Source organism: Burkholderia anthina, assembly GCF_001547525.1.
GTDB classification, from domain to species: domain Bacteria; phylum Pseudomonadota; class Gammaproteobacteria; order Burkholderiales; family Burkholderiaceae; genus Burkholderia; species Burkholderia semiarida.
On record NZ_LNJP01000004.1, the window covers coordinates 390,588 to 415,003 of the forward strand.

Below are 24,416 nucleotides of genomic sequence, written 5' to 3' on the forward strand. Positions count from 1 at the left end.
TTACCGTTGTGGGCCGGATCGCCGCGGGTCGAGCCAATTATCCCGCCCGGCGCAATAACGCATTCCACCGCTGCCCCGTAGTGGCGGCCGGCGCGCGACCGTATGCTCCCCGCATGAAATTCGCATTCCCCAGCATGCCGTCGCTCGCGGCGATCCGCGCCGCGCTGCGCGATGCGTGGCCCACCTTGCCGCCGGGCGCGCTCGGCTTCGCATTGCGCAATACCGCCGCGTCGTTGCTCGCGCTCCATATCGCGTTCCGCATGAATCTCGACGATCCGATCTGGGCCGCGTCGACCGTGTGGATCGTCGCGCAGGGCAGCCGCGGGATGGGGCTGTCGAAGAGCCAGTACCGGATTCTCGGCACCGCGATCGGTGCGGCCGTGGCGCTCGCGCTGACGAGCGCATTCGCGCAGACGCCGCAATTGTTCCTGCCCGCGCTCGCCGCGTGGATCGGCCTGTGCGCGGGCATCGCGACGTTCCAGCGGAATTTTCGTGCGTATGCGGCGGTGCTCGCCGGCTATACGGCCGCGATCGTCGCGATGGACGCGGTATCCGCGCCGCTGCATGCGTTCGACATCGCGGTCGCGCGGTTTCTGTACGTGGTGGTCGGCATCCTGTGCGGTGCGCTGTTTGAAACGGTCTTCGCGCCGGGCGCGCCGCTGAAGGAGGTCCGCACGCGGCTCGCGCGCTATCTCGACCGCGCGGCGGCGGTCGGCGCGGGCGCGCTGCGCCGCGAGCCGAACGACGCGGCCGTCCACCGGCTGTTCGCGGACGCGCTCGAACTCGATACGGCAGCCGAATATGCGGCGGCTGGCGCACCGCCAGTGCGTAACATGATCGGCCATCTGCGCGTGGCGGCGCTGGGCGTGCTCGCCGCGCAGGCCGCCGGGCAGGCGATCCGCGAGCATGCGGCGCGCAGCGGCGACGCACGGGAACCGCTCGTCGACGAGGCGGCAAGCGTGCTCGACCGGGTCGCCGTGTCGGGCGACTCGGGGCACGAGATGGTGGCGCTACGCGCGCGCGTGGACGACGCGTTGCGTGTCGAAGCGGCCGTGCCGGCCGGCACGGACACGTCGCGCCTGCTCACGCTCGACCGGCTGTCGGCGCTGCTCGGCGGTTTCGGCCGCGCATTCGCGAGCCAGGCATTGCTCGACCGTCCGGTGCCGCCGCCCGCGCGCGTGCGCTATGCGTTCCACCGCGATCCGGTGCTCGCGTGCCACAACGGCGTTCGTGCGTTCATCGCGGTGCTGGCCGCGTCGGCGATCTGGATCTTCACCGCATGGCCGGCGGGCGGCGGGTTCGTCGCGATCACGGCCGTGGTGAGCGCACTGTTCTCGACACGTCCCAATTCGGTGCGGGCGATCGTCGGTTTTCTGAAAGGCACCGCATGCGCGGCGGTCGCGGGCGTCGTCTGCAACTTCGCGCTGCTGCCCGCGGTGTCGGGCTTCGAGATGCTCGCCTACATCCTCGGCGTATTCCTGATCGGCACCGGGATCGCGATGCGCCATCCGCGCACGGCAGCGATGGGCAGTGCGTTCTCGATCTTCTTCTGGAATTTCACGTCGCCGGACAACACGACGCGCATCGGCGATACCGCGTTCCTGAACAGCGCGCTCGCGACGCTGCTCGGTATCGCGTTCGGCGCGCTGATCTTCGCGCTGGTGTTTCCCGGCGATCCCGGCACCAGCCGGCGCCGCCTGCATCGCGCGGTGCGCCGCGATCTGGCCGGGATCGCGCGCGATCCGCTTGCGTGGCCCGCGAGTGCATGGTTGAGCCGCACGGCCGACCGTCTCGCGCGCGAGCTGGGCTTCGCGGGCAGCCTGCCGCAGACGCTGATCGAGCGCGACATGCGCGATCTGCTCGCGATCTGGGGACTCGGCGACAGCCTGCTGTCGCTCGCCGGACTGGCCACGCACGAACCGGCCGTGCGCCGTGCGGCAGCGGTGGTGCGTGGGCGCATCGCGCAGGCGGATTTCGCGCGGCTCGAACACACGTGCGCCGCAGCGGCCCGCGTGTTGCGGCGTCGCGCGGCCGCGCGCGACGGCGACGCCGCGCATGCGTTGCTGAGCGGCGTGGTCCTGCTGCATCGGATCGCGGACGCGGCCGCCGAGCATGGCGACTTCCTGCGTGGCCGTCGCGATTGAGCGGCGTGGGTCAGGTGACACGGGTGGGGCGGGCCGGGGCGTCGCCTCCGCCGGCAGCGGCTCGCGGTTCGGGGCAGGCAGCCTCCGCAGCCGGTGCCCGCGCGGACGAACGATCCTCGCCGCGCTCCGTCAGGCGGCGATCGAGGCCGGCGCGGCCGCGCGATGCAGCAGCACGGGCACCGACTTCGACGTCGGCGTGTTGCACACGTCGCCGACGCTGTCGAGCGGCACGAGCGGGTTGGTTTCCGGGTAGTACGCGCCGATGCAGCCGCGCGGAATGTCGTACTCGACGAGCAGGAAGCCGTTCGCGCGGCGCTCGATGCCGTCGTGCCACACGGTTTCCATGTCGACCCATTCGCCGGCCGCAAGGCCCAGCATCGCGAGATCGTCGCGGTTGACGAACACCACGCGGCGCTGGCCGAACACGCCGCGGTAGCGGTCGTCGAGCCCGTAGACGGTCGTGTTGTACTGGTCGTGCGAGCGCGTCGTCATCAGCGTCATCAGCCGCTCGCCGTGCAGCGCGCGGGCGCGCTGGATCGGCGTGTCGGTCGGCAGCGCATGCGCGATGAAGTTCGCCTTGCCCGTCGGCGTCAGCCATTCGCGGTCGCGCGACGCGACGCGCAGGTGGAAGCCGCCCGGCCGCGCGATGCGCGCGTTGTAGTCGTAGAAGCCGTCGAGCGTCGCCTCGATCGCGTCGCGGATCTTCGCGTAGTCGTCCTTGTACGCGAGCCAGTCGATCTTGTCGCTGCCGAACAGCGCGTGCGCCATGTGCGCGACGATCGCGGGCTCCGACATCAGGTTCGGCGACGCCGGCTTGTTCATCCCGTACGACACGTGGACCATGCTCATCGAATCCTCGACCGTCACGCCCTGCGCGACGTTGTCCTGCAGGTCGATCTCGGTGCGGCCGAGCGTCGGCAGGATCAGCGCGTCGCGGCCGTGGATCAGATGGCTGCGGTTCAGCTTGGTCGTGATGTGCACGGACAGTTCGCAGCGGCGCATGCCTTCCCACGTGCGCGGCGTGTCGGGCGTCGCCATCGCGAAGTTGCCGCCGAGGCCGATCAGCACCTTCACGCGGCCGTCGAGCATCCCTTCGATCGTCTCGACGACGTCGTAGCCGTGATGGCGCGGCGGTTCGAAACCGAACACGTGGCCGAGCCGGTCGAGGAACGCCTGCGACGGTTTTTCCTCGATGCCGACCGTGCGGTTGCCCTGCACGTTCGAGTGGCCGCGCACCGGGCACAGGCCGGCGCCGGGGCGGCCGATGTTGCCGCGCATCAGCATCAGGTTGGTCAGCATCTGCACCGTCGCGACCGAATGCTTGTGCTGCGTGATGCCCATCCCCCACGTCGCGATCACGCGTTCGCTGCGCGCGTAGCGCTGCGCGAGCGCATCGATCTGCTCGTACGGCACGCCGCTTTCGGCGGTCAGCGCGGCCCAGCTTTCGGCGCGCAGATCGTCGGCGAACGCGTCGAAGCCGGCCGTGTGCTCGCCGATGAACGCGGTGTCGACGACGCGCGGCGCCCCGGCGGCGCGCGCGGCGTCGTCGAGTTCGAGCACGCGCTTGGCCATCCCCTTGATCAGCGCGAAATCGCCGCCGATCGTCGGCTGGATGAACGTCGACGCGATCTTCGTGCCCGACATCGTCAGCATCTCCAACGGGCTTTGCGGATCGGCGAAGCGTTCGAGGCCGCGCTCCTTCAGCGGGTTGATCGACACGATCGTCGCGCCGCGCTTCGCGCACTCGCGCAGCTCGCCCATCATCCGCGGGTGGTTGGTCGCGGGGTTCTGGCCGAAGATCAGCAGCATGTCCGCATGCTCGAAATCGTCGAGCGTGACCGTGCCCTTGCCGACGCCGACCGACGCCGGCAGCCCGCGGCTCGTCGCCTCGTGGCACATGTTCGAGCAGTCGGGGAAGTTGTTCGTGCCGTACAGCCGCACGAACAACTGATAGAGGAACGCGGCTTCGTTGCTTGCGCGGCCGGACGTGTAGAACGCGGCCTGGTTCGGGTCGGGCAGCGCGCGCAGATGGCGCGCGATCAGCGCGAACGCATCGTCCCACGCGATCGGCACGTAGCGATCGGTCCGCGCGTCGTACACCATCGGGTCGGTGAGCCGGCCGTGCTGCTCCAGCTCGAAATCCGACTGTTCGAGCAGTTCGGTCACCGTGTGCGCGGCGAAGAATTCGGGTGTCACGCGCTTGCTCGTCGCTTCCGCGGCCACGGCCTTCACGCCGTTCTCGCAGAATTCGAACGTCGATGCGTGCTGGCGGTCCGGCCACGCGCAGCCCGGGCAGTCGAAGCCGTCCGGCTGGTTCTGGCGCAGCAGCGTACGGTAGTTGCCGCCGGCGACCTTTTCCTTGATCAGGTTGATCGTGACGGCTTTCAGCGCGCCCCAGCCGGCGGCCGGGTGGGTGTACGGTTCGATGCGCGCGGTGGCGGATTTTTTTTTCATGATGCCGGGTGTCGGGGTCGATGCGTGCAGAGTACGCGCGGCGCCCGTGCGGCTGTGTGTACACCTGTTCACTTCAAAAAAGAGTACAGTTTCGGCCATTCATCCCGTGCGGATCGCAACTGTGTTGCTGAAGGGAAGTTGAAAGGGAGGCGCGTGAAGCGTTACGAACAACTGGCCGACGATCTCCAGGCGCAGATCGAGCGGGGCGTGTACCGGCCCGGCGAGCGGATTCCGTCGGTGCGGCACGCGAGCCGGCAGCAGCAGCTCAGCGTCACGACCGTGCTGCGCGCGTACCTCGTGCTGGAAAGCCGCGGCCTGATCGAGAGCCGGCCGCAGTCGGGCTATTTCGTGCGGGCGCGCACGGCGGCGCCGGCCGAGGCCGAGCTGCATGTCTCCGCGCCGGCCGCCGAGCCGTCGGCCGTGGACGTGAGCCGGCTCGTGCTGTCGACGCTGCGCTCGATCGCGCGCGACGACGCGGTGCCGCTCGGCTCGCCGTACCCCGACGCATCGCAATTTCCGGTGCAGCGCCTCGCGCGCTACGCGCAGGCGATCGGGCGGCGCCGCACGCGCTGGGGCGTGATCGACGATCTGCCGCCGGGCAACCAGGAACTGATCCGCCAGATCGCGCGGCGCTATGCGGAGCGCGGGGTCGCGGTCGAGCCGGGCGAGGTCGTGATGACGATCGGCGCGACCGAGGCGATCAACCTGTGCCTGCAGGCGGTCGCGAAGCCGGGCGACACGATCGCGGTGGAGTCGCCGACCTTCTACGCGATGCTGCACGCGATCGAGCGGATGGGCATGCGCGCGCTGGAAGTCGCGACGCACCCGGGCGACGGCATCGATCTCGACGCGCTGGAGCGGATCCTCGCGCGCGAGCGCATCGCCGCATGCATGGTGATGCCGAATTTCCAGAATCCGCTCGGCTTCCAGATGCCCGATGCGCGCAAGCGCGCGCTCGTCGAGCTGCTCGCGAAGCACGACGTGCCGGCGATCGAGAGCGACGTCTATCACGAGCTGCACTTCGGCGACACGGCGCCGAGCGCGCTGAAGTCGTTCGACCGCGACGGGCTCGTGCTGCATTGCGCGTCGTTCACGAAGAGCCTGTCGCCGCGCTACCGGATCGGCTGGGCGATGCCGGGCCGTTACCGGGACCAGGTCGAGAAGCTGAAATTCCTGAACACGCTCGCGACGCCCGCGATCGAGCAGCTCGCGATCGCCGAGTATCTGAAACACGACGGCTACGATTTTCATTTACGGCGCATGCGCAAGCAGTATGCGCAGCAGGCAAGCCTGATGAGCGCGATGGTGCGGCGCTTCTTCCCCGAAGGCACGCGGCTGTCGCAGCCGCAGGGCGGGTACGTGCTATGGGTCGAGCTGCCGCCGCGGGTCGACGCGATGAAGCTGTACACGCTCGCGCTCGCGCAGCGGATCACGGTCGGGCCCGGGCACATGTTCTCGGCCGGCACCGATTACCGGCACTTCATCCGGCTCAACTACAGCTACCCGTGGTCGCGGCAGATCGAGGACGCGCTGAAGGTGCTGGGGCGGCTCGCCTCGGAGTGCGCGGCGCGCTGAGCGTTGCCGCGCGGCGGCCGGCCGCCGCCGCTGGTATCAGGCCGCGCGCCGCGTGTGCGGCCCGGCTTGCGCGGCGTCGACCATCTGCCGCATGTCGAAGCCCGACGGATGCTGATACACGCGCAGCCCGAACTCGGGCAGCACCGCGATCAGGTGGTCGAACAGGTCGGCCTGGATGGTCTCGTAGTCGACCCATGTCGTCGTATCGGTGAAGCAGTACAGCTCGAGCGGGATGCCTTCGGCCGTGAGCGGCAACTGTCGCGCCATGTTCATCATGTCGCGGCGGATGCGCGGATGGCCCTTCAGGTAGTTCGCGACGTATGCGCGGAACGTGCCGAGATTCGTCAGCTGGCGGCGGTTCGCCGGGCACTCGCCGGCCGCGCCGAGCGTACCGTTCCATTGCTCGATCGCATCGACCTTGTCCGCCAGATAGTCCTTCAGCAGCGTCAGGCGTTCGAGCCGTTCGATCTCGTCGTTCGTGAGAAAGCGCACGCTCGTCGCATCGACGAACAGCGCGCGCTTGATGCGGCGACCGCCCGCTTCGGTCATCCCGCGCCAGTTCTGGTAGCTCTCGGTGATCAGTTTCCAGGTCGGCACCGTGATGATCGTGTGATCGAAGTTCGCGACCTTGACGGTGTTCAGCGTGATGTCGATGACCGTGCCGTCCGCGCCGGCCGACGGCATCGTGATCCAGTCGCCGATCCGCAGCATGTCGTTCGACGACAACTGCACGCCGGCGACGAGGCCGAGCAGCGTGTCCTTGAAGATCAGCATCAGCACCGCGGACATCGCGCCGATGCCGGACAGCAGCAGGCCGATCTGCTTGCCGGTCGCGTCGCCGATCACGACGAGCGCGGCCGTGATGAACATCACGAGCTTGACGAGCTGCATCGCGCCTTTCAGCGACAGCCGCGGCTGGTCGCGTCGGGACGTGCGGTGCGTATGCTCGAGTGCGGACAGCGTCGCGCTGATGGTCATCGTCACGAGGAACACGATCAACGCGAACAGCACCTTGTCGACGACCTGCACGACGAAGCCGGGAACGCCGGGCACCGCGCCGAGCCCGAGCTTGATCACGACGAACGGGACGATGCGGTTCAGCCACTTGAAGGCGCCGAATTCGAACAGCGCGTCGTCGACGCGCGTGGCGGACAGCCGCGCGAGCCGCGCGACCACGCGAAACAGCAGGAAATGGACGACGGCGGTGATTGCACCGGCGGCGGCGAGCAGGACGACGATGCCGACGAGCGGCGAAAGCCAGAATTCGTTCAGGGTCATAGGGGCAGGCTGGGTCCTTCTTGTGCGTTGAATCGGCGCCGCGACGCGGCGCGCGCCCGATGAAGGGCATATGAAAAAGGAACCGTGATTGTGCCATCGGGTTCCGGATGCGTATCGCAAATACATGTCGAGCGGCTCCCGTATCGGCTCACCATTGCGCAGGTATCCTCTGCATCGACGTGAAGGAAGAGGCAATCCGCATCACCGCACGCTGACGTGCGAGCCGGTTGCCCGGCATGGCGGACGCAGGAGGGCGATCGGCCGGACGTCATGACGCAGGCCTTCGCGCGTCGATGCGCTCGATGGGCGATCCATGCAATCATGCGGACGTCGCAGGCGCTGCCGGCATGCCGTTCGCATTGGCGCGCAGTCCGTCCGGCGACGGTGAGCGACAGGCAACACCGTCGCGCACCCGTTCGTGGCTCCCGTCACTTCGATCTGACGCATTTCACGCATGCAAGATTCCAACGAAAGCCGTCCGTCGCGCGTGCGGCTGCTGAAAGGCATCCTCCCGGTCCGTCGCGGGGGCGCCATCCGCGACATCTTCGCGGGCATGTCGCTCGCGTCGATGGACATCCCGCAGGTGCTCGGCTACGCGCGCATCGCCGGCATGCCGGCCGTCACGGGGCTCTATACGGTGTTCCTGCCGCTCGTTGCGTTCGCGTGCTTCGGCGCATCACGCCATCTCGTCGTCGCCGCCGATTCCGCGACCGCGACGATTTTCGCGAGCCGGCTGTCGTCGATGGCGCCGGCCGGCAGCGCCGACTATGCGGCGCTGGCCGGCATGGTCGCGTTGCTGACCGCCGCGATGCTGCTGCTCGCGCGCATCTTCAAGCTCGGCTTTCTCGCCGATTTCCTGTCGCGCACGGTGCTGGTCGGCTTCCTCGCCGGCGTCGGCGTGCAGGTGTCGATCGCGATGCTCGGCGACATGCTCGGCCTGTCCGTGCCGTACCCGGCGTCGCGCAGCCTCGCGCAACTCGACTACGTCGTCACGCACCTCGTTCACGCGCACCGGCCGACGTTCGCGCTCGCGGCGCTCGTCGTCGCCGCGATTCTCGCGTGCAAGCGGTTCCTGCCGCGCGTGCCGATGCCGATGATCGCGGTCGCCGGCAGCATCGCCGCGAGCGCCGCATTCGGCTTCGCCGCGCACGGCATCGCGGTGATCGGGCCCGTGGCGGGCGGGCTGCCGCCGCTGCGCTGGCCGTCCGTCACATGGCAACAGTGCCTCGATCTCGTGCCGGTCGCCGCTTCGTGCTTCGTGATGATCATCGCGCAGAGCGCGGCCGCCGCGCGCGTGTTCGCGCAGCAGTACGGCGAGGCCGTCGATACCAATGCCGACATCCTCGGCCTCGCGGCCGCGAACGCGGCGGCGGCGCTCGGCGGTGCGTTCGTCGTCAACGGCAGCCCGACGCAGACGGCGATGGCCGACGGCGCGGGCGTGCGCAGCCAGATCGGGCATCTCGCGTTCGCCGCGGTCGTCGCCGTCGTGCTGCTGTTCTTCAGCCCGACGCTGCAGTACCTGCCGCACGCGGTGCTGGCGGGCATCGTGTTCACGATCGCGCTCGGGCTGATCAACATGCGCAGCCTCGCGGCGATCCGCCGGGAAAGTCCTGGCGAATTCACGCTCGCGCTGGTCACGGCCGCGGCCGTCGTGACCGTCGGCGTCGAGCAGGGCATCCTGCTGGCCGTCGCGCTGTCGCTAATGCGGCACGTGCGTCACAGCTACCAGCCGCACACGATGGTGCTCGAACCCGTCGCCGGCAACGGGCGGTGGCAGCCGGTGCCCGCCCGGCGCGGCGCGATGACGGCGCCCGGGCTGATCGTCTACCGGTTCGGCTCCGACCTGTTCTTCGCGAACGATCATCTGTTCGCTGCCGAAGTGACCGCGCTCGTCGAGGCGGCGCCGGTGCCGCCTCGCTGGTTCGTCGTCGATGCGGGCGCGATCACCGATGTCGACTATTCGGCCGCGCGGACCTTGATCGATCTCGTCGCGACGCTGCATGCGCGCGGCGTCGGCGTGCTGTTCGGGCGCGTGAGCCGCTATCTGCGCGCTGACATGGATCGTCACGGGATCACCGACGTGGTCGGCGCGTCGTGCATCTTTGCCACGCTGCATCAGGCGCTGGAGGCGGCGGGCACGACGCCCGCGCCGCAGGAGCCGGGCACGGTGTAGGGCCTGCGCAAGCCTGTCATTGGCATGAACAGGCCCTGGCGCGGCGGCGCTACGCGAGCGCGCGCAGGCGCGCGAAACCGTTGCGCAGGCAGCGGGCCAGTTCCGTCACGGCCGGCGTGTGCTGGCCGCGCGGCACGTGCAGGTTGATCGAGAAATTCGGCAGGGCGGGCAGGCCGCTGCCGGCCGGCAGAATGTCGAGATCGGGCGGCACGGTGGACGCGAGCCAGACGGTCACGGCCAGATCGGCGCGCACGGTCGCGGCCGTGGCATCGAAGCTGCCGTTCTCGAACACGGTGCGCCACGGGCGATCGCAGCCGCGCAGTGCATCGAGCACCGTCGGGCGGAATGCGCAGGCCGGCGCGACCATCGATACCGGCAGCGGCGAGTGCCGGTGCGCGGTGCCGCCTTTCGCTCCGACCCACACCAGCCGGTCGACGGCGATGCACTCGCCGCGCGACGATCCGACCGGCGCCTCGATCAGCGCGACGTCGAGGTCACCGTGCGTGAGCCCGCGCCGCAACTCCGGCGATGCCGCGCACACGAGCGTGAGCGCGACCTGCGGATGCGCGTGGGCATAGCTTCTCAGGATTGGCGCGAGGCAGGTGCCGACCAGGTCCTGCGGCGCACCGAGACGTACCGCGCCTTCCACCGCACCGGCGCTCAGGTCGGCGAGCAGCGCATCGTGGACGGCGAGCAGCCGGCGCGCCTGTTCGAGCAGCCGCTCGCCGGCGGCCGTCAGCAGCAGATTGCGATGCTCGCGGACGAACAGCGGGCCCGACAGCATTTCGAGCCGCGCGACCTGCTGACTGATCGCGCCCTGCGTCAGGTGCAGCGCGTGGCCGGCCGCCGTCATGCTGCGATGATCGGCCACCGAGACGAATGCGCGCAGCAGCGCGAGGTCGAGATTGCGTGCCATGCGTCGCATTATGAATGCTAATGGAATGCATAAAAAGCTTTCGCTGTCGTAATGGAGGAATCGCAGGTAAAAACGAGGCTTCAGCAACGACAACCGGGAGCCTTCGTGCCGCTTCACGACTATCTGCCGCTGGTGCTGTTCGTGATCGTGTCCACCGTGACGCCGGGCGGCGCGACGACGCTCGCGACCGCATCGGGCGCGCATTTCGGCTATCGGCGTTCGCTGCCGCTGATGGCGGGCATCGCGGCGGGCCTCGCGTCGATGGCGGCGGCGGCCGCCGCCGGGCTCGGCAGTGTGCTGCTCGCGCTGCCCGCGTTGCAGCTCGCGATGAGGGCGGCCGGTTCGGCGTACCTGATGTGGCTCGCCGTGCGCATCGGACGTGGCGGCAAGCCGCGGCTCGATGTCGACGTGCACCGGCCGCAAGGGTTCGTCAGCGGCGTGTGGATGCTGTGGCACAACCCGAAAGGCTGGGCGATGACGCTCGGCGCGGCCGCGTCGTTCGCGGCGCTCGCCTCGGGGCCGGCGCGGCTCGGCGCGCTGCTCGGCTTTGCATTCGGCGTGGCGGCGATGGCGTCGCTGTCGCTGTGGTGTTTCGCCGGGCTGCTGTTCGCGCGCGTGTTGCGCACGGAGCGGCAGTGGCGTTGCCTGAATGCGGGGCTCGGCGTGCTGCTCGCTGCGTCGATCGTGCCGATGTGGCTGCCGTAGCGGAAGGCCGCGCACGCGGCGCGGTCCGTGTTCAGCGCGAACCGGCCGGTGCGTTGCCGGCCCGTCGGTCGCCGGCGCCTGCACCGGCCGAGCGCAACGGCAGCCGCAGCGTCGTCACGAAGCTCGCCGCATGCAGCGCGCACAGCAGGCCGAACGCCCACGCATACGCGACGCCCTGCGTGCCGCCCGCCGCGACCGATTCGGCCTGCAGCCGCCACGCGAGAAACAGCGTGCATAGCGTCGTGAACGTCGGGCCGCCGAGCCGCTGCACGATATTGAGCGACGTCGTCGCCATTGGCAGGTTGCGGCGCTCGACCGACGCATACGCGGCGGCGATCGACGGTGCGCCGATCGCGCTCTGGCCCATGCCGCGCAGAAACAGCGCCGGTACGAGCACGAGCGGATCGTAGCCGGTCAGCGCGAGGAACACGAACGGCAGCGTGGCGGCGAGTGCGAGCAAGGCGCCGCCGGCGGCGAGCCGGCGTACGCCGAACCGGCTGGTCAGCGCGCCCATCGACGGATAGGTGACGAGCATGCCGAGCCCGAGCGGCGCGAGCAGCCAGCCCATCTCGCCCGGCGAGCGCCCACACGCCTGGATCAGGAACACGGGGATCAGCATCTGGCCGGCGTACAACGCACCGTTCGACAGGAACTGCGTGCCGGCCGCCGCGCCGAACACGCGCGAGCGAAACAGCGCGAGATCGATCAGCGCACGCTCGCCCCGGCGGCGCTCGAAGCGCACGAACGCGACGAGCAGGAGCGCCGAGCCTGCGACCGCCGCGATGCCGGCCATCGCGCCGATCCGCTCGACGCCGTACAGGAACAGCACGAGGCCCGGCGACAGCAACGCGAGGCCGATCCAGTCGAGTTCGCGCCGCGGCGCATCGTCCCGGTCGCCGGGCAGGAATCGTACCGCCAGCGCGAGCGCGAGCGCGCCGACGGGCAGGTTCACCAGAAACAGCCAGCGCCACGACGTGTGTTGCAGGATCGCGCCGGCCACGACCGGGCCGAGGATCGGCGCGAGCAGCACCGGCACCGCCGCGTAGCCGATCACGCGCGCCATCTGCTGGCCGGCGACGCGCGCGATCATCATCTGCGCCATCGGCGCGAGCAAACCGCCGCTGACGCCTTGCAGCACGCGAAACGCGATCAGCGACGGCGCGGACCACGCGAGCCCGCACAGCGCCGACGTCAGCGTGAACGCCGAGAAGCACCACAGGTACAGCGCCTTCGCGCCGATGCGATCGACGAGCCAGCCGCTCAGCGGCAGCACCAGCGTCAGCGCGAGCAGGTAGCCGCTCGTCACCCACTGGATCGTCGACAGGCTCGCATGCAGGTCGGTCGCGAGGCTCGACAGCGACACGTTGACGATCGTCGCATCGAGTTGCGACAGCAGCGAACCGAGCGTCGCGACCGCGCTGACTTTCCAGATCGACGGATCGAACCGGCCGGGCGCGCGGCCCGGTGCCGGCCGGATGCGTGGGGTGCTCACGCGCCGCGCCGGTCGAGCAGCGCGACGATGTCCTGCGTCGTGCCCGTCTCGCCGAGGCGCGGGAACAGCCGTTCGATGCTGTTGACGTGCGCGTCGGCGTTGAGGTCGGTCATCGCGTCGACGGCGAGCGTCACGTGGTAGCCGAGTTCGTGCGCCTGCCGCGCGGTCGATTCGACGCCGATGCTCGTCGCGACGCCGGCCAGCACGATCTGCGTGACGCCGGCTGCCTTCAGATGCGCGTCGAGACCGGTGCCGGTGAAGGCGCCCCAGGTGTGCTTCGTCACCACGTGGTCGCCTGGCTGGCGGTTCAGTTCGGGTACGAGTTCGGTCCAGTCGGCGGGAAGTTGCGCCGTGCGCGGCGGTTGCTCGGTGCGGCCCGGCGCGCCGCCCGCGACGTTGACCAGCACGACCGGCAGGCCACGGCTGCGGAATGCGTCGAGCAGTTCGCGGGCGTGCGCGATCACCGGTGCGACCGGGTGCGCGGTGGGGAGGGCGACGATGCCTTTCTGCAGGTCGATGACGACCAGCGCCGTGTTCGTGTCGAGACGGGTTGCGCTCATGATGGGGCTCCGGGGAAAGGGCGAAGAAAGCCGGGCGCGCGCATGCCGCGCGGCGCACCGGCCGGGTTCATTGCTCGCCGATGCGGCGGATCAGCGGGATGGCCGCGGCGAGCGTGTCGATGTCTTGCGGATCGAGTTGTTCGATCGCCGCGCCGAGCCACCTGTGTTTCGCGGCATTGCGCTTGCGCCGCGCGTCGAGGCCGGCCGCGGTGAGTTTGAACAGGATCTGGCGTCCGTCGGTCGGATGCGGCTCGCGCTCGACGAGCGCGTCTTCCTCGAGGCTCGCGAGGATCGCCTTCATCGACTGCGGCTTCATGGCTTCGGCGCGCGCGAGATCGGCGGTCGTCATCGGCCCGTGCCGATCGAGCCGCGCGAGCGCGCTCGTCTGGGACATGCCGAGCCCTGCGGAATCGACCTCGGAGCGCAGCCGGCGGATGAGCTGGCCGACCGCGAGGGTCAGGTCGGCGGCGACGGTTTCGGCGGAAACGCCGGGTTTGCGTGGCGGGTTCATGCGGCGAATCTTAGGACACGACAGCTAAACTTGCAAGTTTAGCTGTCGAATTGATCGCCGGCTGGCGGCACCGTCAGCACGCGGTTACGTGCGCCGATGCGCGACCGGTACGACTTCGCTGTATCGCGGGGTCGCGTTTTCGTGCAGCAGATCGCCGAGGTACTGGCCGAGTTCGTCCGCGGCGAGCGCGGATGGAATCTGCAGATTGGCCGGGCGCCGTTTGCCTTCGGCGCCGAGATCGAACACGGCCCAGCGGCCGTCCGTGCGCACGACGGCGAGCAGCCGGCCGAATGCGTTGAAGCGGTATTCGTCCTGCATGGCGTCGCTCCGGTGGCGTGAACGCGCCGGCTGCCCGTACGCGTTTACTGGATCGAACAGGACAGCCAGCGATGGATCCTGATTGCGTCGCTCGAAACGCCGGCACGCGTCGGTGCGCCGAGCAGCACGACCGTTTCGCGGCGGCCTTTCACGCGCATGCGCATCACGACCCCGTGCCCCGATTCGTTGATGAAGCCGGTTTTCTGCAGCCGGATCGGCAGGCGGCGGTAGCGCACGAGCGGGTCGGAATTCACGTACACGAGTTCGCCGTCGCCGGGGCGCACGGTGGCCGACAGATCGGTCGAGAAATAGCGGATCAGCGGATCCCGCGCGGCCGCGCCGACGAGCCGCGCGAGGTCTTCCGCCGTCGACACGTTGTGCGGCGACAGGCCGGTGGGTTCGCGAAAATGCGTATGCCGCATGCCAAGCTGGCGCGCTTTCCGGTTCATCGCGTTGACGAACGCCGCGCGCCCGCCCGGGTAGTCGCGGCTCAGCGCGGCGGCCGCGCGGTTCTCCGACGACATCAGCGCGATGTGGAACATCTCGCGGCGCGACAGTTCCGAGCCGACCTGGAGGCGCGAACCGGTGAACTTGATCGTGTCGCGGTCGCGCGCGGTCACGCGCAGCACGCCGTTCAGCGGCCGATCGGCGTCGCGCGCGACGACCGCCGTCATCAGTTTCGAGATCGACGCGATCGGCCGCACGGTGCGTGCGTGGCGGGCCAGCAGCGGCGTGCCGGAATCGACGTCGAGCACGTAGGCCGCGCGGGAATGCAGCGACCCGACCGCGCGCGGGGTGTAGCCGCAGCTGGCGAGCAATTTCGGTTTCGCGGGCGGACGCGGCCGCACGGCAGTCGTGCGTTTCGCGCGCCGCTGCTGCGGCGCGGGTGCCGCGTGGCGTTTGGCCGCCTGATGCGTCACGCGCGAGCGGCGATGCTTGACGGCCTTTTTCTTGCGATGCGGTTGCTTCTTGACGACCTTCGTGTGTGCATGCGGCTGCGCATGGGCGGTGCGATGCGGCTGCACGCGCTGCGCGGACGCATTCGTGGCGAATGCCAGCAGCAGGAACGACAGGGCGAGGATCAGGGCGATCCGGGCGCGAGGCACGCGCGCGATGAGGCCGGTCAAGCGAAAGTCTCCTTTTCACGCGCGATGCGGCTGCGCGGATGCATGGGCGGTCGGCGGGTGCGGGAAATTATACGGTCGATCGCGGAGCGATGACGATTCGATGACGCGCAATGACGCGCGATACGGGAGGATTCCGATCGTTTTCGAATTGCCGGGCAGCGGCGCGCGTGGGACAGGACGCGCACAGAAGGCGAGCAGGTGTGCGGGTCAGCGCGGCCAGTTTCGCCGCGACACAACCGCGAAACTGACCGCGATCGAACCCGTCACCGCGCGCGGCGGCGTGTCGTCCAGCGCGTCGCCGAAGCGAAAGCGGCGGCTGCGCCCGTCGGTGCGTTCGGTACGGCGTTTCGGTGCGCGCGTATCGGCGGCGACAACGCATGCGTTTGCGTCCGCGACATCGCATGGTGGCTCGGCTACGCAGTCGGCAGCTTGATCGACGGACATGAAAGTGAGTTCCGGGAAGGGCATGTCCGTATTGAACGCCATTGCATTCGATCGGTAAAATGAATATTTCAATCGTTACGATTCCACGAAAGAATGGAACTGAAACTGCTGCGCACGTTCCTGACGGTCACCGAGCTGTGCCATTTCAGCCGTGCGGCCGATGCACTGCACATGAGCCAGCCCGCGCTCAGCAAGCAGATCGGCGCACTCGAGGCGAGCCTCGGCGGCAAGCTGTTCGAGCGCGGCCGGCATGGCGCGGAACTCACGCCGTTCGGCGAACGCTTCCTGCCCGACGCGCAGGCGCTCGTGCGCGATGCCGACGAAATCCTGGCGCGTGCGCGGGAAGCGACGAGCGGGCAGCGCGGGCATTTGCGGCTCGGCATCTGCCTGTCGGTGCTGACGCTCGTGCCGAAACTGATCGCCGAATTCCGTCGCTGCAATCCGGGTATCGCGGTGACGCTGAGCGACCTGTCGTCGTCCGAACAGACGCGCCGGCTGCGCGCCGGCAAGCTCGACGCCGGTTTCCTGCGCCTGCCTTCCGACGAAGGCTTGTCGTCGTTCAAGGTGACCGACGAGGCGCTCGCGCTCGCGGTGCCGCCGCATCTCGGCTTCAAGCGCGTGCCGGCCAACCTCGACGTGCTCAATGAAATCGGCTTCATCGCGCTGCAGCGTGCGCGCGGCCCGGGGCTGGCCGCGCAGATCGACCGGTGGTGCGTCGAGCGCCGCTTCGTGCCGCACGTGATGCAGCAGGCGGAAGACGTGCAGTCGGTGCTGACGTCGGTCGCGGCCGGCGTCGGCGTCGCGTTCATCCCGTCGAGTGCGCGGTATCTGTTGCGCGACGCGACGGTGCTGCCGCTCGACGGCCGGGACGCGAAGTGGCGCGTGGGGCTCGCATGGCGGTCCGAGCGAGACGATCCCGTCACCGCGCGTTTCGTGTCGTTCATGCGCGCGGCGCTCAAGGGCGCGTGACGCGGCGTATAGTGTCCGCGATCGTTTTCTCCATGCATGCCGGCCCGACGCCGGCCGACGAGCCCGAACCGATGACTTCAGAATCCGACGAATCCCCGCTCGATCCCGCACTCGTCGCCACGCTGGCGACGCTGAACGAAGCCGCGAGCGATCCGGCCGGCAAGACCTGGTCGTTGCCGAAAATTGCAAAACGCACGCAACTGCCGATGAGCACGCTGCGGCGCGTGCTCACGCAGTTGGACGCCGCAGGCCTGAGCGCGACGACGTTGAACGAGGACGGTACCGGCAGCGCTGCGCTGACCGATGAAGGGCGCGCCGTGTGCGCGCAACTGTTCGGCGCGAACGACGCCCAATGAAAGAAAAACGGGCCGCTGATGCGGCCCGTTCATCACCGAACGACGGCAGGTCGGGTCGTTCGGCCCGCGCGGGTAGTGCACGGGCCGGCACGTCGTCATCGGCGTGCCATCAGAACCACTGCTTGTAGCGGCGCACGTAGATCGTCTTGACGATCTGCGCGAGCACGATGTAGCCGACCATCGTCGCGGCGAGCCACAGCCAGTAGGTGCCCGGCAGGTGCATGAAGCCGATCGCCTCCGCGAACGGCGAGAACGGCAGCCAGCAGCCGATCGCGATCGCGGTGAAGGTCGACAGCAGCACCGGCAGCGACGCCGTGCTTTGCAGGAACGGGATCTTCTGCGTGCGCAGCAGATGCACGACGAGCGTCTGCGACACGAGACTCTCGATGAACCAGCCCGAATTCATCACGATCTGGCCGCCCGAACCGCCGTTCAGGTGATACAGCGCGCCCGCACCGAACACGGTCCACATCAGGACGTACGTCGTGATGTCGAACACCGACGACGTGGGTCCGACCCACAGCATGAAGCGGCCGATGTTGCCGGCTTCCCACTTGCGCGGCTTCTTCAGGAACTCGGGGTCCATCCTGTCCCACGGCAGCAGCATCTGCGACGTGTCGTAGATCAGGTTCAGCACGAGCAGTTGCGTCGCGAGCATCGGCTCCCACGGCAGGAACGCGCTGGCGACGAGCACCGAGAACACGTTGCCGAAGTTCGAGCTGGCCGTCATGTTCAGGTACTTCAGGATGTTGCCGAACGTCTCGCGGCCCTTGATCACGCCTTCCTCCAGCACCATCAGGCTCTTTTCGAGTAGGATGATGTCGGCGGTTTCCTTCGCGATGTCGGCGCCGCTGTCGACCGAGATGCCGACGTCCGCGTCGCGCAGCGCGGGCGCATCGTTGATCCCGTCGCCGAGGAAGCCGACCGTGTGGCCGTTCGCCTGCAGCGCCTTGACGATGCGCGCCTTCTGCAGCGGCGTGAGCTTCGCGAACACGGTCGTGCGTTCGACCGCCTGCGCGAGCGTCGCATCGTCGAGCGCGTCGATTTCCGTACCGAGCATCGGCTTGCCCGGCGCGAGGCCGACCTGGCGGCACACCTTCATCGTGACGGTCGCGTTGTCGCCCGTCAGCACCTTCACCGCGACGCCGTTCTCGCGCAGCGCGGCGAGCGCCGGCGCGGCCGATTCCTTCGGCGGATCGAGGAAGGTCAGGAAGCCGCGCACGACGAGATCACGTTCGTCGGCGGTGCGGTATTGCGCGCGTTCGTCGCCGCGCGGGATCGTGCGCGTCGCGAGCACGAGCACGCGGAAGCCGTCCTCGTTGTACGCGGTGGCTTGTTCGAGCAATCGCTTGCGGGCCACGAAGTCGAGCGGGCGCACGCCGTCTTCGTCCTGCACGTGCGTGGAGACCGCCAGCATTTCCTCGACCGCGCCCTTGCAGATCAGCAGGTGCGTGCCGTGCGTATCCTCGACGACGACCGACAGGCGGCGCCGCACGAAATCGAACGGCAGTTCGTCGATCTTCTTGTAACCCTGCGGCTTCACGCGTTCGCCGATCTCGTCGGCGCGCGCGACGACCGCGATGTCGATCAGGTTCTTCTGGCCGCTCTGGTGGAAGCTGTTCAGCCAGCCGAGCCGCAGGATGTCCTCGTTCTTGTGACCGGACAGATCGAGGTGGTGTTCGAGGATGATCTTGTCTTGCGTGAGCGTGCCGGTCTTGTCGGTACAGAGTACGTCCATCGCGCCGAAGTTCTGCACCGAGTTCAGCCGCTTGACGACGACCTTGCGGCGCGCCATCGCGACCGCGCCGCGCGCCAGGTTCGCGCTGACGATCATCGGCAGCATCTCGGGCGTGAGGCCCACGGCCACCGCGAGCGCGAACGTGAGCGCGCTCAGCCAGTCGCCCTTGGTCAGGCCGTTGATCATGAACACGATCGGCACCATCACGAACATGAACTTGATCAGCAGCCAGCTCACGCTCGCCACGCCGCGGTCGAAGCTCGTCTCGATGCGCTTGTGGCTCACGACGTTGCGCGCGAGCGAGCCGAAGTACGTGTCCTCGCCGGTCGCGACGACGACGGCCGTCGCCGTGCCGCTGACGACGTTGGTGCCCATGAAGCAGACGTTCTCGAGATCGAGCAGCGACGCCGGTGCGTCGTTGGCCGCGCCGGCCGCGGGCGCGCCCGCGGATTTGCCGGCCACCGCGCCGAGCGTGTCGTACTTCTCGACCGGCAGCGCCTCGCCGGTCAGCACGGCCTGGCTGATGAACAAGTCGCGCGACGCGAGCAGGCGCACGTCGGCGGGGATCATGTCGCCGGCGGACAGATGCACGATGTCGCCGACGACGACCTCGCGCATCGGCACTTCGCGGCGTGACGGCTCGGCCGTGTCGGTCACCGCGCGCTGCACGGTGGCCGTCGTACGGACCATCGCCTTGAGCTTCTCGGCCGCGCGCAGCGAACGGAATTCCTGCACGAAGCGCAGCAGCGCGCTGATCGTGACCATCGTCAGCAGGATCGTCATGCCGACGTAATCGCGATCGTCGGGCGCCGCGAAGTAGACGTCGGTAAAGAAGCTGATGGCGGCCAGCACCAGCAGCACGTAGACGAACGGATTGTGGAACGAGAGCAGCAACTGGCGAGTCCAGTGCGGCGGCTTGTCGTGCGCGATTTCGTTCGGGCCGTCATGCTGCAGGCGGTCGGCGGCCTGATCGTAGGTGAGGCCGCGCGTGCTGGTGCGCAGCGACTTCAGCGTGTCTTCGAGCGGGCGAGCCGCTTCCCGCGCGGCGCGCATGATGCGCGGTTCGTTCTGCTGGCCGGCGCCGGCCTTGATGAAGCCGCGCTGTTTGTTGTGCGAGGTGTTGTGTCGTGTCGTCATGAGTCGCTCCTTGCGCACGAGGCGGCGGGCGGGGAGCGGCCGTGACGTTATCGACGCACGAACGCTCCCCGCCGCGTCGCGTCAGGCGCGATCGGCTGTGGATCGGTAAAGGCGGGAACGCTCGCCGGCGCGCGCGAGGCGCACGGCGTGTCGATGCGCGGCGTCGCACCGGCGAGCGGTAATCGACTACTGTCGTCTGAGTTCATCTGCACTCCTGTCGGTTGCGAATGGTCGGCACGGGCGATCGGCAGCGGCGCGCGCCACGAGGCGCGCGGCCGGACGGCACGCGAACGGAGGGCGCACGCGGCTGGCGCCGCGCGCGGCACGAACGCACACGCGCGACGGCGCGTCGCGTGCATTCGACAACATCGAAAATTCGGCGGGAGATCGGGCCGGTAGTCAGGCCGGAAGGGCGCCGCATCCTGCTTCCCGGGATGCGGCAGAAGACGAGGCTCTGCGCGTTTTCCTCAGGCAGCAGTCAAGTTGGTCATGCACCAACTACAACTCGCATCGGTGTTCACAGAACACTCCATGTAACTAGACGGGGGCGATGGTAATGGCTCGCCGTGCGAAGCGTCAACCCTTTTGTCGGGCGTTATTTCGAGATGCTTGATCGCGTGGGTGCATGTTCGCGGTCGCGCCCGACAACCCGCAATGAAACAGCCGCGCGCACACCTTGTCGGCATGCGCGCGGCCGCGTCGAACGAGATGCCGGTTACTGGTTCGCGGTCGCGACGGCGGCCGCCGCATCGAGGATGCCCGAGCCTGCCGGCATCGCGGTGCACGACGTGCCGGCCGAGAGCTTCGCCGCGCGCGTGCCGCCTTGCAGCTTCTGCATGATCTGCGCGGGCGTGAGGTTGCCGTTCACCGACAGCATCAGCGCGGCAACCCCCGTCACCTGCGGCGTCGCGAGGCTGGTGCCGGTCGCGGGGCCATAGGTGTCCGAGCCCGGCGTCGTCGTGCCGGCGTTCGACGTTGACAGGATGTTGACGCCCGGTGCGCTCAGCGCGACGTCGGCGCCGAAGTTGCTGAACGATGCGCGTCGGCCCGTCGCGTCGGTCGCGCCGACGGTGATCACGCCGCGGCAGTTCGCGGGCTGGTCGAGCCCGGTCGACAGGCCGTCGTTGCCGGCCGCGACGATCACGGTCACGCCTTTCGCGGTCACGTCGTCGATCGCCCGCTGGAACGTCGTGCTGCACGCGCCGACCCCGCCGAGGCTCAGGTTGATGATCTTCGCCGGGCGCGGGTTCGTCGGTACGCCGGACACCGGAATGCCGGCTGCCCAGCGCATGCCGTCGGCGATGTCGCTCGTCACGCCGCCGCACTTGCCGAGTACGCGCACCGGCAGGATCTGGCCGAGCCACGACACGCCGGCGACGCCGGTGCCGTTGTTGGCGGTCGCGCCGATCACGCCCATCACGCGCGTGCCGTGCCAGCTGCTGTTGCTCGGCTGGCTCGCGCAGTGATAGAACGGGCCGTTGACGTCGTCGAGTTCCTGCTGCGTGACCCAGTCGCCCGGATCGGTTGCGTCCGGGCCGCGCCTCGAGCCGTTGTTGCTGGTGTTGATGTTGCTGATGAAGTTGTAGCCTTGCTGTATCAGATTGCCGACGAGGTCGCCGTGCGGCCGGTAGCCGGTATCGAGCACGGCCGTGACGACGGTCGGCGAACCCTTGGTCACGTTCCATGCGGGCGGCAGGTTGATGCCGGCGGTCGGATCGGACAGGTACCACTGCTGGTTGTAGAGCGGGTCGCTCGGCGTGTCGCGGATCTGCATCGGGTGATCCGGTTCCGCGTAGTCGACGTCGCTGTCGGCCGCGAACGCCTGTGCGAGCGCGGCGGCATCGGTGGCGGCCATGCGCTGGCCGAGCGACAGCACGGCCGCGCCGTTCGAGATCGTTCGCTCGACCTGCACGTTCACCGGCGTTTGCGCGACGGTGCTCGCGTACGCGCGCGCGCTGCCGGTCACCGGCGCCGTCCAGCGCGTCATCGCGCGCTGGATCACCGCGTCGAGTCGCGAACCGTCGTCGACGGCCGCCATCGCACGCGTGGCCGTCAGCGTTTTCAGCTTGACGATGAGGTGATCGACCGGCGGCTCGACCGGCGCCGTCTGCGCGGCCATCTGCGCGGCGGCCTGCTGCGACGAGCACGCATTGCCGCCGGACGACGCCGGCGGGTTGGTCGGGGCGGGCGCGGGTGCCGGCGTGGGAGCGGGCGTCGGCGTGGGCGCCGGTGCAGGTGACGCGTTGGACGGAGACGGGTCGCTGCCGCCGCCGCCTCCGCCGCCGCAACCGGCGAGGGGCAGGAGCGCGGCGGCGGACAGCATACCGGCGAGCATGCGCGCATGGGCCGAACGGGCCAGCGCGAAATTGAAGCGTTTGGCTTTCATGTTGAAAGTCGATCCTCGTAGATAACCGTCGTGCCGGCGGTGGTGCCTGGTCCGGCGTAAACCGGACCTTGTTCTTGTCGGGCGCACGCAGCGCTGCTGCGACGCGCCATGCATTGGGTAACGGCTGATGAGGCGGCTTCTTGAGTATGTTTTGTGCGAAAAAGGCGCGGCACGCAAACGGTTGCGATGCTGTCTTGCAGCACGAACGCGCGTTTCGAACGGGCGACCTGTTCATGGGGTGCAAGATTGCAGGCAGCGGGCCCGGCGAAACGTGCGCCGCAGGCGCTTTTGCGCGTCGCGGAAACGATGCCTCACGGTGAGGCGCGTGACTGAGGGCGCTTGACGCTTTCCCCGATGCGGGGCGAATTTTGGCGGGCGTAGGATCGCGATTCGATCAAGGTTTCTTCAGGAGAAAAGCATGGATCACCGCTTCCGTTGGCTGGCTGTCGCGCTGGCCTGTGCGCTGGCCGGCGCCGCGCACGCGCAGGCCCTTACCGGTACGCTGAAGAAGATCAAGGACACGGGCGTCGTGTCGCTGGGCATTCGCGAGTCGTCGGTGCCGTTCTCGTATTCGGACAACCAGCAGAAGAACATCGGCTACTCGCGGGACATCGCGTCGCGCATCATCGACCAGTTGAAGACGGATCTGAACCTGCCGAACCTCGCGGTGAAGGAAATCCCGATCACGTCGCAGAATCGCATTCCGCTGCTGCAGAACGGGACGATCGACTTCGAATGCGGATCGACGACGAACACGCTCGAGCGGCAAAAGCAGGCCGCGTTCTCGAACAGCATCTTTCTGTACGGCATTCGCTTCAGCACGCGCAAGGATTCGGGCGTGAAGGACTTCGCGGACCTGGCCGGCAAGACGGTCGCGACGACGGCCGGCACGTCGGACGAGCGCCTGCTGCGCAAGCTGAACGAAGAGAAGGCGATGAACATGACGATCATCAGCGCGAAGGATCACGCCGAAGCGTTCATGAACGTCACGACGGGCCGCGCGGTGGCGTTCGTGATGGACGAGCCGCTGCTGTACGGCGAGATCGCGAAGGACCGCAACCCGGGCGCGTATACGGTCGCGGGCACGCCGCTCGTTCACGAAAACTACGCATGCATGATGCGCAGGGACGATCCGGCGTTCAAGCGCGTCGTCGACGGCGTGATCGCGAAGATGCAGACCTCGGGCGCGGCCGAGAAGCTCTACGATCAGTGGTTCATGCGGCCGATTCCGCCGAAAGGCGTGAGCCTCAACTATCCGCTGTCGCCGGAGATGAAGCAGCTGTTCAAGAATCCGACGGATCAGGCGCAGTATTGATCCGGCCGTCTCAAAGAAAAACCGCCGGCACGTGCCGGCGGTTCGGGCGCGGCGCGCCGAGTGGCGCGAACCGCGTCAGGCCTTGATTTCCGGGCCGCGTGCGGCCGGTGCGACGGGAGCGGCCGGCGTTGCCGGGGCCGCCGACGGCATCGGCGGCTGCGCCGGGACGATGACGAGCACCGGTTGAGGCGCGGCCCACGCCGGTATCGCGAACCCGACGGGCTGCGGCATCGGCATCGCGAACGCGTTGGCGAGCGCGATGTGCTGGAGCGCCATCATCTGCTGCTGCATCGCGACCATCTGCGCCTGCGCCGCCTGCATCCGGTACTGCACGGCCTGGATTTGCCGCAACGCCGCGGCGGGCGGCATGCCGCCCGACGACGCCGTCTGCATCTCGAAGCTCGCGCCGCCTTGCGGGCTGTGCCAGCTCCACGTGCTGACCTTCATCGGGCCGCCGGCCGTCTGGACGACCCGCGTTTCGGCCTTCACGGGCACGGCCTGCCCGTTGACATTGACGAACATCGGTTGGGCGGCGGCCGCCGCGCCGGCTTGCCCGGCCAGCGCGAACACGGGCACCAGCGCCAGCGCGCCCGCCGCCATATACGAACGGAATCGCATCTTCGTATCTCCATCGAACGAGACTGATCGAATCAACAATGACGTACGGCTCACGGAGTGAGCCACCCGAAACAATGCGGCCGTCGGCTTAAATCAACATTAAAATCGCCGCCCGCCGGCCCGATCGGCGCATGTCGGGACGTGCCGCGATCGGCATTCAACCTCGCCCGCGCCAGGGGGAATCCTGTCGCCCGGTGCAA

19 protein-coding genes are annotated in these 24,416 nt (G+C 68.6%); 7 read left to right on the forward strand and 12 right to left on the reverse strand.

Annotated features, from left to right (window positions below; all coding sequences use genetic code 11):
- Positions 1-113: 113 nt before the first annotated feature.
- Entirely contained in the window at positions 114-2,144 is a 2,031-nt protein-coding gene (locus WS64_RS30960) for an FUSC family protein (RefSeq protein WP_060968820.1), read from the forward strand.
- 129 nt (positions 2,145-2,273) lie between these two features.
- Here WS64_RS30960 and WS64_RS30965 read toward each other — a convergent pair whose 3' ends face one another.
- Complete coding sequence (locus WS64_RS30965) at positions 2,274-4,598, reverse strand: FdhF/YdeP family oxidoreductase (protein WP_060968821.1); 2,325 nt, start codon at positions 4,596-4,598, stop codon at positions 2,274-2,276.
- 153 nt (positions 4,599-4,751) lie between these two features.
- Here WS64_RS30965 and WS64_RS30970 point away from each other — a divergent pair, with 153 nt between their 5' ends.
- Positions 4,752-6,173: an aminotransferase-like domain-containing protein gene (locus WS64_RS30970; RefSeq protein ID WP_060968822.1), complete on the forward strand. Its 1,422-nt coding sequence runs from the start codon at positions 4,752-4,754 to the stop codon at positions 6,171-6,173.
- 36 nt (positions 6,174-6,209) lie between these two features.
- Here the strand turns inward: WS64_RS30970 and WS64_RS30975 are convergent, their stop codons facing one another.
- Positions 6,210-7,451 carry a mechanosensitive ion channel family protein gene (locus WS64_RS30975; RefSeq protein WP_059639590.1) on the reverse strand — a complete coding sequence of 414 codons (1,242 nt, stop codon included), beginning with the start codon at positions 7,449-7,451 and terminating at the stop codon, positions 6,210-6,212.
- 454 nt (positions 7,452-7,905) lie between these two features.
- On the opposite strand from WS64_RS30975, the gene WS64_RS30980 reads away from it, so the two are divergent.
- Positions 7,906-9,624, forward strand: coding sequence for a SulP family inorganic anion transporter (locus WS64_RS30980; RefSeq protein ID WP_060968823.1), 1,719 nt, complete (start codon positions 7,906-7,908; stop codon positions 9,622-9,624).
- 49 nt (positions 9,625-9,673) lie between these two features.
- Here WS64_RS30980 and WS64_RS30985 read toward each other — a convergent pair whose 3' ends face one another.
- On the reverse strand, positions 9,674-10,549 hold the full coding sequence (locus WS64_RS30985) for a LysR substrate-binding domain-containing protein (RefSeq protein WP_060968824.1): 876 nt from the start codon (positions 10,547-10,549) through the stop codon (positions 9,674-9,676).
- A 42-nt stretch (positions 10,550-10,591) separates the two neighbouring features.
- Here WS64_RS30985 and WS64_RS30990 point away from each other — a divergent pair, with 42 nt between their 5' ends.
- Positions 10,592-11,245, forward strand: coding sequence for a LysE family translocator (locus tag WS64_RS30990; protein WP_208606883.1), 654 nt, complete (start codon positions 10,592-10,594; stop codon positions 11,243-11,245).
- A 31-nt stretch (positions 11,246-11,276) separates the two neighbouring features.
- On the opposite strand, the gene WS64_RS30995 is transcribed toward WS64_RS30990, so the two are convergent.
- The 6 genes from WS64_RS30995 to WS64_RS31020 all read right to left on the reverse strand — a co-directional run bounded on the left by WS64_RS30995 (position 11,277) and on the right by WS64_RS31020 (position 15,739).
- Positions 11,277-12,737, reverse strand: a complete 1,461-nt coding sequence (locus tag WS64_RS30995; protein WP_060968826.1) for a DHA2 family efflux MFS transporter permease subunit — start codon at positions 12,735-12,737, stop codon at positions 11,277-11,279.
- Positions 12,734-13,297: a cysteine hydrolase family protein gene (locus WS64_RS31000; RefSeq protein ID WP_059639585.1), complete on the reverse strand. Its 564-nt coding sequence runs from the start codon at positions 13,295-13,297 to the stop codon at positions 12,734-12,736. Before WS64_RS31000 ends, WS64_RS30995 begins: the two co-directional genes overlap by 4 nt.
- A gap of 67 nt (positions 13,298-13,364) precedes the next feature.
- On the reverse strand, positions 13,365-13,808 hold the full coding sequence (locus WS64_RS31005) for a MarR family winged helix-turn-helix transcriptional regulator (RefSeq protein WP_060968827.1): 444 nt from the start codon (positions 13,806-13,808) through the stop codon (positions 13,365-13,367).
- 84 nt (positions 13,809-13,892) lie between these two features.
- A complete protein-coding gene (locus WS64_RS31010) occupies positions 13,893-14,126 on the reverse strand; it encodes a DUF7661 family protein (protein ID WP_060968828.1) in 234 nt (77 codons plus the stop codon).
- 44 nt (positions 14,127-14,170) lie between these two features.
- On the reverse strand, positions 14,171-15,253 hold the full coding sequence (locus WS64_RS31015) for a serine hydrolase (RefSeq protein ID WP_060968829.1): 1,083 nt from the start codon (positions 15,251-15,253) through the stop codon (positions 14,171-14,173).
- A 207-nt stretch (positions 15,254-15,460) separates the two neighbouring features.
- Positions 15,461-15,739 (reverse strand): hypothetical protein, encoded by a 279-nt coding sequence (locus WS64_RS31020; protein ID WP_060968830.1) that lies wholly within the window; start codon positions 15,737-15,739, stop codon positions 15,461-15,463.
- Between the two features lie 51 nt (positions 15,740-15,790).
- On the opposite strand from WS64_RS31020, the gene WS64_RS31025 reads away from it, so the two are divergent.
- Both WS64_RS31025 and WS64_RS31030 read left to right on the forward strand, forming a co-directional pair.
- Positions 15,791-16,666 carry a LysR family transcriptional regulator gene (locus tag WS64_RS31025; RefSeq protein WP_059585000.1) on the forward strand — a complete coding sequence of 292 codons (876 nt, stop codon included), beginning with the start codon at positions 15,791-15,793 and terminating at the stop codon, positions 16,664-16,666.
- 71 nt (positions 16,667-16,737) lie between these two features.
- The gene (locus WS64_RS31030) at positions 16,738-17,022 is read left to right on the forward strand and encodes a transcriptional regulator (protein ID WP_071332416.1); all 285 of its coding nucleotides are present in this window, start codon (positions 16,738-16,740) and stop codon (positions 17,020-17,022) included.
- Positions 17,023-17,131: 109 nt separating this feature from the next.
- Here the strand turns inward: WS64_RS31030 and mgtA are convergent, their stop codons facing one another.
- Both mgtA and WS64_RS31040 read right to left on the reverse strand, forming a co-directional pair.
- Positions 17,132-19,897, reverse strand: coding sequence for a magnesium-translocating P-type ATPase (gene mgtA / locus WS64_RS31035; protein ID WP_060968959.1), 2,766 nt, complete (start codon positions 19,895-19,897; stop codon positions 17,132-17,134).
- A gap of 715 nt (positions 19,898-20,612) precedes the next feature.
- Positions 20,613-22,283 carry a S8 family peptidase gene (locus tag WS64_RS31040; RefSeq protein ID WP_060968831.1) on the reverse strand — a complete coding sequence of 557 codons (1,671 nt, stop codon included), beginning with the start codon at positions 22,281-22,283 and terminating at the stop codon, positions 20,613-20,615.
- A gap of 418 nt (positions 22,284-22,701) precedes the next feature.
- On the opposite strand from WS64_RS31040, the gene WS64_RS31045 reads away from it, so the two are divergent.
- The gene (locus WS64_RS31045; protein WP_059585004.1) at positions 22,702-23,598 is read left to right on the forward strand and encodes a glutamate/aspartate ABC transporter substrate-binding protein; all 897 of its coding nucleotides are present in this window, start codon (positions 22,702-22,704) and stop codon (positions 23,596-23,598) included.
- Between the two features lie 75 nt (positions 23,599-23,673).
- Here WS64_RS31045 and WS64_RS31050 read toward each other — a convergent pair whose 3' ends face one another.
- The gene (locus tag WS64_RS31050; protein WP_060968832.1) at positions 23,674-24,216 is read right to left on the reverse strand and encodes a hypothetical protein; all 543 of its coding nucleotides are present in this window, start codon (positions 24,214-24,216) and stop codon (positions 23,674-23,676) included.
- Positions 24,217-24,416: the final 200 nt, after the last annotated feature.